Consider the following 12,510-nt stretch of genomic DNA (forward strand, 5'->3'; position numbering starts at 1 on the left):
TCACTTACTAAATTACAAAAAGAAGATATTATAGCCTTATTTGTAAAATAATTAAGCTATTTTTACTTTTTATACACGATTAAACAGCTATATTTACTTTTACCCATATTAAAACTGTGGTTTTGTAGTAATTTTTTTTGACACCTTATGGAACAATTAGATCAAACTGATATCACTATTCTCAGAATTCTTCAAGAAGATTCTAAAAAAACAGCAAAAGAGATCGCCGGTATTCTTAATCTTACTTCTTCTCCTGTTTATGAGAGAATCCGCCGCCTGGAAAAACAAGGTTTTATCAAGAAGTATGTTGCTATTTTGGATAAAAAATTAATCGACAGATCGGTGACTACCATTTGTCAGGTATCTATGCGTTATCATAATGAGGCTTTTATAGAAAAGTTTGAAGAGCAAATTCAAAATTTAAAAGAAGTACAAGAATGTTATCACATGGCAGGACAGGTTGATTTTGTTTTAAAAATACATACAAAAGGTTTGGAAGAATATCATGATTTTGTAAAAACCAAACTCTCGAAAATAGAAAATATAGGTGTACTTAATAGTACATTCGTATTAAAGGAAATAAAACACACATCAGAGTTTTACATTTGACAAATAAGTTGTTAACCAAATCGCCGTTTTCTTTAATTTACGTTCTAACGTTTTATGATTAAGGCTTACAATACCAAATTTAGGAACATAACCTTCTGCCCATTCAAAATTATCAACAAGCGTCCAAAGTAAAATTCCTTTTAGATTAACATTGTCATTTAATGCTAATTTCATTTCGTCAATGATCTCTGTATAATACTCTATGCGTTTTTCTTCATCTTCATTTTTAGCTAGTGCCATACCACACTCTGTCAGCCATAATGATTTATTACGATCATAGTTAGCAAATCGTTTTAAAAAATAAGATATTCCTTTTGTATACGTCTCCCACCCCATAATAGAGGTTGCTACATTTCTATTTTTCGGTTTTACCTGCATAGCTCCTAAATAGGGAATATACCAAGCTGCTCTAATCACTTCTCTTGTATATGTCTGAATACCCCAAAAGTCAAAATCAGTTTTCATCTGATCCATATCACCATCTTTCACATACTTTTGAATTCGTTTTACTAGAGGAAGATCTGATTCTGGATATCCCATTCCTAAATGCGGTTCTATAAATAATCGATTCATTAGTGCATCTATTCTTTTTGCTGCCCTAACATCTTTTTTGGATTTACTAAAGGGTTCAATTTTTGTACAACTTACTGCTGTACCTACACATAAATTATCCACCTGTTTTAAAACTTTAAATCCTGTAGCCTGAGCCAATAAAAGATGATGAGTTGCTGCGCTAAAGTTTCGAATTCCTCTTTTACCGGGTGCATGAACTCCAAGAAAATATCCTCCACCTATGCATACAATACCTTCATTAATTATGATCCAATTTTTAACACGGTCAGAAAAATGATCTCTTAAAATGGTTACATATTTTTTGTACGCTTCAACTATATCTCTATTAACCCAACCCCCTTTATCTTGTAGTTTTTGAGGTAAATCCCAATGGTACGTTGTTATCCAAGGTTCGATACCTTTTTCTAGACAATAATCGATTACTTTATTATAAAAATCGACTCCTTTTGCATTAATTTCACCTACCCCATCAGGCAGAATCCTTGACCACGCAATCGAAAATCGAAATATTCTTAATCCAATTGCTACGGCAATATCAATATCTTCCTTATATCTATGATAAAAATCTGTAGCAATTTTAGCATTAGAACGGTCTTTAATTTTATATTTTTTTTCGGTAAAAGTATCCCAAATTGACAGTCCTTTTCCGTCCTTATTATAAGCGCCTTCGGTCTGGGCGGCAGCAAGAGTAACACCCCAGGTAAGTTCTTCAATTTTACGCATCAATCAAATTAACGTTCTAAACTCCAAAACACAAGAACATTTAGTGTTTAAACAGTCCTTTTTTTAAAAAAGGAAACAAAATAAGAAAAATGAGTTGTTGTACAAAGCAAACAAGCTTATGCAACATTTGACCAAGTAGTTTTTTTAAATCAGAAAATAACATATTGATTATCTTATATTTATAAAGATAATTTATATTCCATCAGACAGTTTTATCTCAATATTATTTTATTGTTAAGAGGTTTCATATTTTTTTATTCTTATACAATACAATATTTTTTGAATTATGTACTTTTGAATGTAATCAGATATTCTATTATTTATGTCAATTTCAGTATCTAATATTTCTAAATCCTATAAAGATCAAAATGCATTACTTAATATTTCTTTTGAAATAAAGCAAGGAGAAATAGTTGGTTTTTTAGGCCCTAATGGTGCCGGAAAATCAACGATGATGAAAATTCTCACGACCTATCTTAAACCGTCGGAAGGATCAGCATCGGTAAGTGGGTTTGATATCGATACTCAAGCTACTGCCGTGCAAAAAAGTGTTGGATATCTTCCTGAACATAATCCTTTGTATGTTGAAATGTATGTTAGAGAATATTTAACTTTTAATGCACAGGTATACAAAATCCCAAAGACAAGAATTGAAGATGTGATCAAACTTACAGGATTATCATCTGAAGCACATAAAAAGATTAATCAACTCTCAAAAGGATATCAACAACGTGTTGGTTTAGCCTGTGCCCTACTGCATGATCCTGAGGTATTAATTCTAGATGAACCCACTACAGGACTAGACCCTAACCAATTAGTAGAAATAAGAGAGCTTATTAAGACTATTGGAAAACAAAAAACGGTATTTCTGTCTACACATATTATGCAAGAGGTAGAGGCTATGTGCGATAGGGTTATCATTATTAATAAAGGTACTATTGTTGCCGATAAAAATCTAAATTCGTTAATTGAAGAAAACGATCAGATTGTTGAAGTAGAATTTGATTACCGTATTGAGGAGGCTTTTTTATTAAAACTACCAAATACAGTAAATGTAAAAAACATTCACGGATTTGTGTATCAAATCACTTTTAACACTGCTACTGATATGCGACCAAAAGTTTTTGATTTCGCCCATGATCACGAACTTAAAATTTTACAATTATCTCGAAAGAACAAAGACTTAGAAAGTTTATTTAGAGAATTAACTAACCCTTCTAAGCCGTAAGATTGTTCTAAAAAGTTGATTAGCCTGCTTTTTGGATATCATTTAAAATTTCTTTGAGTTTTTGAACAGAAACAGGCTTTACTATATAATCACTAACCTCTTGATAAGACTCTGCTCTTAACACATCTTCTGGGTCAACCGATGAAGAGACGATATAAATTATTATTTTCTTTTTACAAGGAACTTTAATAAACTCTTCTAAAAACTGCCAACCATCAAGTATAGGCATATTTAAGTCTAATAAAATAACATCTGGTAATTTTTCCTCTTGCGAAACAATTGCTTTCAAATTATTTAATGCTTCTTTTCCATTATGAAAGATCATAAAGCTCTTTGAAAAACCGATAAGTTCCATTATTTTTTTTATTCCAAAAATGAAGATAGGGTCATCATCAATAATACAAGCAATATCAATTTTTTTCATATTTCAGATAAATTTTAAATGTGGTTCCTTGATCAACTGTACTATACACTTCTATTTTTCCGCCTATGGCTTCAACCTGATTTTTCGTAATAAACAACCCTATACCTCTAGCATCTTTATTATTATGAAAAGTTTTATACATTCCGAATAACTTAGATCTGTGTCGTTTTAAATCAATCCCTAGGCCATTGTCTTCTATATTTACAACTACATAATCATCCTGTAAATCAGCACTCAAAGTAACGTAGCTATTCCTTTTCGTGGTACTATATTTAATGCCATTGGTAATAAAATTAAGCAAGATACTATCAAGGTACGCAGACACTCCTAAAACATTCAACTTAGGGTCAATATTATTATTTATGATTACTTCATTTTCAATAGCAATCGCCAAAACACTCTCTATTGCTTTGTTAGCTGCTTGCCTTAAGTTTAGCTCTGTTAAATTATCTTTAACTGAGGTATTCATTAAAACCACTTCGTTTAGATGTACGATTGTTTTACTAAGATGGTCTGAAGCCGTTTTGAATAGCTGTATAATCTCGTTATCCTGCATTTCAGGGTTTTCCTGAGCAAATAAATCCAAAAGCATTTCGAAATTACCTGAATGTGATTTTAGGTTATGAGAAACTATATGCGCAAAATTCTTTAGCCTTTTGTTTTGCTTTTCTGCTACTTCTAAGAGAGATTTCAATTCTTGTTCTCTCTTAATTTTGGTGATATCTGAAGTATGAATAATTATTCCTCCAACCTTATTATCATTTGTATACCAGGGTCGAAATTCCCAAGACAACCATTGCACCGATCCATTATCATTCTGTATACGCTCAGCATTATTTTTTATGATCTTACCTGACAAACATTTTTTATGATTGATCTCCCATTTTGTTGCTATTTTAGGAGATATCTCATAGTACGATTTTCCAACTATTTCTTGTTTGTCAATCTTAAAAACATTGAACCATTCTTGAGAAGCCGCAAGATAACACATGCTATTATCAAACATTGCTATTGCACTGGGAGCCTGTTCTATAAAAAGTCTGTTACGTTCATAATCCTTTTTCTTTTTTGTTATTTCTTGATGAGAACCTATCATCCATTCTGGGTTTCCGTTAGTATCCCAACTCACTACTTTACCTCTATCTAAAACCCATATCCAATCACCATTTTTATGTTTCATTCTTGCCTCAAATTCATAAAAAGATGTTTTTCCTTCAAAGTGCTTTTGTAAAACTTGATTTGATTTTTTAAGATCATCAGGGTTTGAATTTTCTACCCAAGTATTTATTGAGATCGGTTCTAATTCTGATAATTTATATCCAATAATTTCTGCCCATCTTTCGTTAAAAATAGTTTCTCCAGTTTGCACGTTCCATTCCCACGTACCAAGATTAGTTCCTTCGATAACATGATGGTACCGATTTACCTGTCTTTGCAGCTGTAATTCTACTTCTTTAAGTTTAGTAATATCAGTATGAGCACCAATCATACGCCTTGGTTTTCCTTTATCATCTCGCAATACTAAGCCTCTACATTGAATCCAAATTGTATGCCCATGTTTATGAGTATATCGTACAACTTGATCATATGGATGTGAAGGGTCTTTACAATGCTTTGCAAAGTTTTGATAAACTAACTTTAAATCATCTTTATTGATAATATCTTGCCAAGCAGATGAAGTATGAGGCATTTCGTTTGGATTATATCCTAAAGTTGTCCAGAATTTAGCATTCATCCATTCATTTTCAGGATTATTTAAATCCCAAAACCAAAGCCCATCGAGTCCTGCTTCTTGAACAAAATCAAAAATCAAATCATCTTTTTTTATAAGCGTATATAACTCTTTTTTTAGATAATTTTGCTTTAAACTCTCTGTACCTTGATCCATATGTGACTTATCCTGAATCATTTTAGAAGTAAAATTTTAAGTGAAACTTTGGGGCCACATAAAGTTATATATTAATTTCAACAAGAAAGATCAAATAGCCTCAATCTTTTTACGGAAATCACCTCCTGTATTTAAGGATTTGAGTATCTAATTAAGTTCTAAAAATACTCTTATAGAAATGTATTTTTATTGAAATAGTAATTTCCCAGTAAAAAACTCAGTAACTTCTATAATTGGCGGTCTATTTACTGAAATTACATCTCCTGTACTGCGAAGTTCGCCTCTTATAGCCTCGATAGGATTTACAATAATTTTATTTGTACCCCTATGAAAAATATTAACATTTTGAGCCTCTAGATTCATCCCTTCAAATCTTCCTGTTCCTGAGAAAAAACTTACCGTTAGATTTTCAACTTTTCCTGAGATAAAAAAAGATGCTATATTATTGCCCGAAACACGAATAGTTTCACTATTTATATCTAGATTAAAAGTACCTGTGGTAGTTCCAGTATTTTCATTAAAATCTTCGGATATTAAACTAACACTTGGATAACTTAAGACCCCATTAGATAATATACCAAACTGAGTAGCACTTCTTATTTCTGTGATGTTTGGTGCGGTAACAAAAACTTTGGTTTGATTAAAGCCTCTAAAAAAAGCACAATCATTAGTATCGCTAAGTATCAATCGATCTCCCTGAACAATTGCAGATACTTCATTTATCAAATTATCACCCGTTTCAATAACCACCGAAGTATCTAATCCTTCTCGGATTATCAATTCTACATTGGGGTTTACTAGAATTCTTGTAAAATCTGATACTGCAACTTCTTCTCTAATAATATCTCCAGTTCTTTGAAAACAATCTGAAGCATCTTCAGAGTTACACCCAAAAACCAAAATAACGCTTAATATGTATCCTATTTTTTTCATAATCTATATCCTACCGAAAACTCCATAGCTTCGGCTTTTGCTGCATGAGATCTAACTGTAAAGGCTCCAAAAATATTTTTTGTAAAATAGTATTGAAGACCAGCTCTAAGATATGTTTGACCCTCAAAATCATATGGATAATATGCATAATAGCCTACTTGGGTCAAAACAGAAGTTCTATGTATTCGCAACTCGTGTCCTAAAAAAACTCCTAGTCTTTTAGAATCCTCGTCTCCTGTAGTACCATCATTAAAAGCGTCTACTGCTCTAAAATCGATAAATCTTTCTAATGCTTTAGAAAAAAACAATTCTGTTCCTAACTGAATAGCACTCTTTTTATTTAGTCTTTTATCCAAAAAAGCACCGAATGTATAAAAAGGCAGTCTACCTGATCCCACCACATCACTTTCATTAATACCACCTCTAAAGACAAAACCATAGCTCAACGGTTCTCCTCCTTTGTATAGTCCTTTTTCTTTTTTTATGTATTCTGGTTCATCTTGATCCAAATTGTATGTTAACCCAGCATTTAATAATAATGTATTTGTACTTTTATTTGGAGCTTTTATATTTCCGTTTGAGTAATGAATAATACCCAAACCTGCTTGCAATCCTAAGCCACTAATAAGATTTTTCTTTTTAAAATTCAACAATGCATATGTTGCACTTACTAAATGACTTCCGTAAGCTATATTTCTGAAGTTGTTATCTTCATCATAGGGTTTAGTTGCGTATGAACCACCTTGCCCAACTCTTAACATTAAAAGCCTATTAAAAAAATAAAAGTTATAATGTATAAATACGCCAAATTGCTCTCCTAAAAATTCATTGTCTAAATCTTGATAGATAAAAGAAAACCCATAATCAGGATGGTTATACAATCTCTGCCACTCTTTTTCTCCATATGTTTTTCGTTGAAAAGAAAAAATCACTCCACTTGGATGTCCTGTGATAAGATGAGAAATATCGGGATTATGTTTTAGAACCGTGCCATAAAAATTATTGACGTCTAAACTATAATTTGCCTTAGTTTCTATTTGGGTATAACCGGTAAAACAAAACAACAATAAGATTACACAAATAGATTTACTCATTTGGCAAATGTAATAATACCTTTTTAAATAATGACATAACTATTTTAACCTATATTAACTTTTTAAGTCATTAACATATTCTACCTTTCAAACGGTATATTGTTTTTGATATTTTATAGAATTATGACTTCTTTTACTTTGGCTTTTGATATTTATGGAACCTTAATCGATACGACATCAATAGAACATTCTGTAAACAAAATTATTGGAGACTCTTCTAAATTGTTTACGCAAACTTGGCGTAATACGCAATTAGAATATTCGTTTAGACGGGGTTTAATGAATTCTTATGTCGATTTTTCAATTTGCACAAAGCAAGCTCTTGACTATACATGTAAGAAACTGAACGAACCTCTTACCAGTCAACAAAAAAACAATTTATTAAATGAATATAAGACACTACCTATTTATCCTGATGTAATACAAGGTTTAAAACTACTTCAAAATACAAATCATAAAATATATGCATTTTCAAACGGTAGTAATCAAGCTATCCAAAATCTAATTAAAACTGCCCAAATTGATCAGTTCATTAATGGATCAGTTAGTGCAGAAGATGTAAAGATATTTAAACCAAGCCCGATTGTTTATCGGTACTTTAATACAAAAACAGATTCAACCAAAAATATGACTTGGCTAATATCAAGTAATCCATTTGATATTATTGGAGCCTCGGCATATGGCATGCGTACAATATGGGTTCGGCGATCTTCAGAATCAGTATTTGACCCTTGGGGTATTATCCCAACCAAAACAATCGGTTCACTTATCGAATTGAAAGAAGTTTTAGATTCTTCTATTTAAAATATAGCACTTGCAATTTTCTTAATATTATCTGATTTACCCATAGAATAATAGTGCAGCACTGGTACTCCAAAATCCATTAATTCTTTAGATTGTTGTATTGCAAACTCAATACCCACTTCTCTTACTTCGACATTATTTTTACACCCTTCGATTGCTCTTACAAGATCATCTGGCATATCTAATTTAAAAACCTGAGGTAATAATTGCAAATGTCTCTTTACCGCAGCTGGTTTAATTCCAGGTATAATAGGGATATTTATACCTGCAGCTCTTGCTTTTTCTACAAATGAAAAATACTTTTTATTATCAAAAAACATTTGAGTCACAACATAATCTGCTCCTGCATCTACTTTTTCCTTTAGTCTACGAATATCTGAGTCCATTGAAGGAGCTTCCATATGTTTTTCTGGATACCCGGCTACTCCTACACAAAAATTGGACTTATTATTTGTCTCAATTACTTCATGGAGATATTGTCCTTTATTCATATTGGCTATTTGTGTAACCAATTCGTTAGCATATTTATGTCCTCCTTTGGTGGGAATAAAATACTTTTCTTCTTTCATAGCATCACCACGCAAAGCCATTACATTATCAATTCCTAAATAATGACAATCCACTAAAAGATACTCTGTCTCTTCTTTAGTAAATCCACCACATAATACATGAGGGATTGTATCTACATTATACTTATGCGTAATAGATGCACAAATCCCTAATGTTCCTGGTCGCATTCTTGTTAGTTTCTTATCCAGTAATCCTTCTCTATCTATATATATAAATTCTTCTCGAGATGTTGTTACATCAATAAAAGGTGGATTAAATTCCATTAAAGGATCAATATTATCATACAATTCTTGAATGCTTCTCCCTTTTTGAGGTGGTATTAATTCAAAAGAAAATAATGTTTTCCCTTTAGCCTTTTCTATATGCTCTGTTACTTTCATCTATTCTTTTATTCTTATTCTTAAATATTGATCCATTCTTTTGCAATAAGTATTTTATCCAAAAAACGAAATCAAAAATTACTTTCTTTACTATTTAATTACTTCTTTAACCTACTATATAACATATTAATCTGTCCCAGATGATACAAATCATGTTGTAGTAAACCTCTTATCATATATTCATTACTATAGTCTTTACCAGCAGCAAACTCATATAACCATGAATCTGGTTTTTCAGATACTAATCGGCATAGTAGTTCTTGAGTTTTTATAAGTTCACCTATACATTTTTCCTTTTCTTCTTGAGTAATTACTGAGCTATTTTTTCTCCAATCTTTTTCAGAATTTAACTCGATACTGAATGTTTCATTATTCTTGACTTTCTCAATAATAAACCAACGCCAATCTATAATATGATAAACAAGTTTTGCGATCGAATTTGAACTATTCTCTAAATTTTTGTTCCAAAATAGCACAGGAATCAACTCCAGAGATTTTAATACTGACGTACCATACCAAGGCTCTCCTTCAAAAACTTCTTCAAGTTGTGTAATACAATCTTCTATATCCATATGCTTTCGATTTTAGGTATCGATCAGGTTAGGGTTAAGCCATTTTTTTGCATACTCGAAATCGATTTTTTTCCTACTTGCAAAATCTTTTACTTGATCTTCTTTTATCTTACCTAGCCCGAAATATCGAGCTTCTGGATTGGCAAAATAATATCCTGATACTGATGCTGCCGGCCACATAGCCAAACTTTCTGTTAGCTCGACATTAATTCGTTCTTTTACCTCTAGTACTTCCCATATTGTTAATTTTTCTAAATGATCAGGGCATGCAGGATACCCGGGCGCAGGTCGAATTCCTTTGTAACTTTCTTTTATCAATTCTAAATTTGTCAGTTTTTCATCGCTAGCATATCCCCAATCTTCTTTACGCACTTTCTCATGTAAATATTCAGCAAAAGCTTCTGCCAATCTATCCGCCAATGCCTTTATCATTATAGCATTATAATCATCATGTTCGGCTTCAAACTTTTCTGCAAGTTCTTTTGTGCCAAATCCGGTCGTAACACAAAAACAACCTATATAATCTTGTATTTCACTTTCTTTTGGTGCTATAAAATCAGATAATGCAAAGTTTGGCTTTCCTGCATGTTTTTTTAGTTGTTGACGTAACGTTCTAAATTTGAAATTACCTTTGTTAGAAGACAGCTCAATATCATCATCATTAACACAATTAGCCTCAAACAATCCATAAACAGCTTTAGCTCCTAAAAGCTTTTGATCAAAAACTTTTTGTAATAGTTCTTGCGCATCTTTAAATAAAGAAGTTGCTTGCTCTCCTACTATTTCATCTGTTAGAATACCAGGGTATTTGCCATGCAAGTCCCAAGATCTAAAAAAAGGAGTCCAATCTATATAAGGTTCAAGTTTTCTAAGTTCTAAATCTTCAATTACTGTACTACCAGTCTTATTGGGTTTTGTAATCTTAGCAATAGACCAATCAATTTTATATTTGTTTTTACGGGCTTCTTTAATGCTTAAGTATTCTTTCTTTTTTGTTCTTTTTAAAAATCCTTCTCTAAATTTTTCATAGTCATCCTTAAGATTTCCTATGTATTTTTGATTGCTCCTTTTATTTAACAAATCTCCTACTACTGTGACTGCTCTTGAAGCATCATTTACATGAACTACTGCATTTTTATATTGTGGATCTATTTTAACTGCCGTGTGTGCTTTAGAAGTTGTTGCACCCCCTATTAATAGCGGAACCTTAAAATTCTTACGCTCCATTTCTTTTGCCAGATACACCATTTCATCCAAAGATGGAGTGATCAAACCACTTAAACCAATAACATCTACTTGTTCATCAATAGCCGTTTGTATAATCTTTTCTGGAGGCACCATTACACCAAGATCTACAATTTCATAATTATTACACCCGAGTACTACTGAAACAATATTTTTTCCAATATCATGAACATCACCTTTTACAGTTGCCATTAATACTTTACCAGCATTTTCCTTCCCGTTAGAAGATGTTGGGTTTTTCTTTTTTTCTTCTTCGATATAAGGTAATAGATGAGCAACTGCTTTTTTCATTACACGAGCAGATTTTACTACCTGAGGTAAAAACATTTTACCTGATCCAAATAAATCACCCACAACGTTCATCCCCACCATTAAGTTTCCTTCTATAACCTCGATGGGTTTATCTGCTTTTTGTCTTGCTTCTTCTACATCTTCTACAATATATTGATCTATACCTTTTACTAATGCTCTTGTAATTCTGTTTTGTAAAGGTTCTTCTCGCCAAGAAAGATCTACGGTCTGTTCTTTTTTTGTTCCTTTTACAGTTTCTGCAAAATCAAGTAATCGTTCTGTTGCGTCATCTCTTCGATCAAGAATCACATCTTCGACATGTTCTAATAAGTCTTTAGGGATATCATCATATACCTCTAGCATTGCGGGATTTACGATCCCCATATTCATCCCAGCTTTAATAGCATGATATAAGAACACTGAATGCATAGCTTCTCGCACAGGATTGTTTCCTCTAAATGAAAAAGAAACGTTACTTACACCACCACTTACACTACAATGGGGGAGATTTTCTCTTACCCATCTCGTAGCTTCTATGAAATCTATAGCATTTTTCCGATGTTCATCCATTCCTGTTGCCACGGGAAAAATATTTAAATCAAATATTATATCCTCGGCTGGGAATTTTACTTTATTTACTAATATATCATACGATCTTTTAGAAATTTCTATACGTCTTTCATAATTATCTGCTTGTCCAACCTCATCAAAAGCCATTATGATTACAGCCGCACCGTATCGTTTAATTGCCTTTGCATGCGCTATAAATTCTTTCTCTCCTTCTTTAAGACTTATTGAGTTGACAACGCATTTTCCTTGTACTACCTGCAAGCCCGCTTCAATAATTTCCCATTTAGAGCTATCGATCATAATAGGCACTCTAGCAATATCGGGTTCGGCCATAATTAGATTAAGAAAACGCACCATGGCCTCTTTACCATCAATTAAACCGTCATCCATATTAATATCGATAACTTGTGCTCCTCCTTCTACCTGATGTCTTGCTATATCAAGAGCTTCATCAAATTTTTCTTCTTTGACCAAGCGTAAAAACTTACGTGATCCAGCCACATTTGTTCGTTCTCCAACATTAATAAAATTAGTGTTAGCCGAAACTATCATAGGTTCTAAACCAGAAAGTTTGAGATATTTTCTTTTTCCTTGCTTACTCATAAA

At 32.2% G+C, this 12,510-nt stretch carries 11 protein-coding genes; 3 read left to right on the forward strand and 8 right to left on the reverse strand.

Annotated features, from left to right (window positions below):
- The first annotated feature begins 147 nt into the window (after window positions 1-147).
- A complete protein-coding gene (locus AWE51_RS18960; protein ID WP_066316803.1) occupies window positions 148-609 on the forward strand; it encodes an Lrp/AsnC family transcriptional regulator in 462 nt (153 codons plus the stop codon).
- Here the strand turns inward: AWE51_RS18960 and AWE51_RS18965 are convergent.
- Window positions 592-1,905, reverse strand: coding sequence for a glycoside hydrolase family 1 protein (locus AWE51_RS18965; protein WP_066316806.1), 1,314 nt, complete (start codon window positions 1,903-1,905; stop codon window positions 592-594). The two genes, AWE51_RS18960 and AWE51_RS18965, sit on opposite strands and share 18 nt — an antisense overlap.
- Window positions 1,906-2,227: 322 nt before the next feature.
- Between AWE51_RS18965 and gldA the strand changes: the two genes are divergently transcribed.
- Window positions 2,228-3,133, forward strand: a complete 906-nt coding sequence (gldA, locus tag AWE51_RS18970; protein ID WP_066316809.1) for a gliding motility-associated ABC transporter ATP-binding subunit GldA — start codon at window positions 2,228-2,230, stop codon at window positions 3,131-3,133.
- Window positions 3,134-3,152: 19 nt separating this feature from the next.
- On the opposite strand, the gene AWE51_RS18975 is transcribed toward gldA, so the two are convergent.
- The 4 genes from AWE51_RS18975 to AWE51_RS18990 form a co-directional block, all read right to left on the reverse strand.
- Window positions 3,153-3,557, reverse strand: a complete 405-nt coding sequence (locus AWE51_RS18975) for a response regulator (protein ID WP_066316816.1) — start codon at window positions 3,555-3,557, stop codon at window positions 3,153-3,155.
- Window positions 3,544-5,466 (reverse strand): PAS domain-containing protein, encoded by a 1,923-nt coding sequence (locus AWE51_RS18980; protein WP_082832516.1) that lies wholly within the window; start codon window positions 5,464-5,466, stop codon window positions 3,544-3,546. The genes AWE51_RS18975 and AWE51_RS18980 overlap by 14 nt, the downstream gene beginning before the upstream one ends.
- A 165-nt stretch (window positions 5,467-5,631) precedes the next feature.
- A complete protein-coding gene (locus AWE51_RS18985) occupies window positions 5,632-6,378 on the reverse strand; it encodes a head GIN domain-containing protein (protein ID WP_066316820.1) in 747 nt (248 codons plus the stop codon).
- Complete coding sequence (locus tag AWE51_RS18990; RefSeq protein ID WP_066316822.1) at window positions 6,375-7,472, reverse strand: acyloxyacyl hydrolase; 1,098 nt, start codon at window positions 7,470-7,472, stop codon at window positions 6,375-6,377. Before AWE51_RS18990 ends, AWE51_RS18985 begins: the two co-directional genes overlap by 4 nt.
- Window positions 7,473-7,595: 123 nt before the next feature.
- Between AWE51_RS18990 and AWE51_RS18995 the strand changes: the two genes are divergently transcribed.
- Window positions 7,596-8,276, forward strand: a complete 681-nt coding sequence (locus AWE51_RS18995) for a haloacid dehalogenase type II (protein WP_066316824.1) — start codon at window positions 7,596-7,598, stop codon at window positions 8,274-8,276.
- Here AWE51_RS18995 and metF read toward each other — a convergent pair.
- From metF to metH, 3 genes are all read right to left on the reverse strand, one after another.
- The gene (gene metF / locus AWE51_RS19000) at window positions 8,273-9,226 is read right to left on the reverse strand and encodes a methylenetetrahydrofolate reductase [NAD(P)H] (protein WP_066316826.1); all 954 of its coding nucleotides are present in this window, start codon (window positions 9,224-9,226) and stop codon (window positions 8,273-8,275) included. The two genes, AWE51_RS18995 and metF, sit on opposite strands and share 4 nt — an antisense overlap.
- A 98-nt stretch (window positions 9,227-9,324) precedes the next feature.
- Complete coding sequence (locus AWE51_RS19005; protein WP_066316828.1) at window positions 9,325-9,798, reverse strand: DinB family protein; 474 nt, start codon at window positions 9,796-9,798, stop codon at window positions 9,325-9,327.
- Window positions 9,799-9,810: 12 nt separating this feature from the next.
- Window positions 9,811-12,507 (reverse strand): methionine synthase, encoded by a 2,697-nt coding sequence (gene metH, locus AWE51_RS19010; protein WP_066316830.1) that lies wholly within the window; start codon window positions 12,505-12,507, stop codon window positions 9,811-9,813.
- Window positions 12,508-12,510: the final 3 nt, after the last annotated feature.

The sequence above is a fragment of the Aquimarina aggregata genome (assembly GCF_001632745.1).
In the GTDB taxonomy this organism is placed as follows: Bacteria; Bacteroidota; Bacteroidia; order Flavobacteriales; family Flavobacteriaceae; genus Aquimarina; species Aquimarina aggregata.

Coding starts and splice junctions, on each gene's coding strand:
- AWE51_RS18960 (WP_066316803.1), top strand. CDS start 148: ATGGAACAATTAGATCAAACTGATATCACTATTCTCAGAATTCTTCAA.
- AWE51_RS18965 (WP_066316806.1), bottom strand. CDS start 1,905: ATGCGTAAAATTGAAGAACTTACCTGGGGTGTTACTCTTGCTGCCGCC.
- gldA (WP_066316809.1), top strand. CDS start 2,228: ATGTCAATTTCAGTATCTAATATTTCTAAATCCTATAAAGATCAAAAT.
- AWE51_RS18975 (WP_066316816.1), bottom strand. CDS start 3,557: ATGAAAAAAATTGATATTGCTTGTATTATTGATGATGACCCTATCTTC.
- AWE51_RS18980 (WP_082832516.1), bottom strand. CDS start 5,466: ATGATTCAGGATAAGTCACATATGGATCAAGGTACAGAGAGTTTAAAG.
- AWE51_RS18985 (WP_066316820.1), bottom strand. CDS start 6,378: ATGAAAAAAATAGGATACATATTAAGCGTTATTTTGGTTTTTGGGTGT.
- AWE51_RS18990 (WP_066316822.1), bottom strand. CDS start 7,472: ATGAGTAAATCTATTTGTGTAATCTTATTGTTGTTTTGTTTTACCGGT.
- AWE51_RS18995 (WP_066316824.1), top strand. CDS start 7,596: ATGACTTCTTTTACTTTGGCTTTTGATATTTATGGAACCTTAATCGAT.
- metF (WP_066316826.1), bottom strand. CDS start 9,226: ATGAAAGTAACAGAGCATATAGAAAAGGCTAAAGGGAAAACATTATTT.
- AWE51_RS19005 (WP_066316828.1), bottom strand. CDS start 9,798: ATGGATATAGAAGATTGTATTACACAACTTGAAGAAGTTTTTGAAGGA.
- metH (WP_066316830.1), bottom strand. CDS start 12,507: ATGAGTAAGCAAGGAAAAAGAAAATATCTCAAACTTTCTGGTTTAGAA.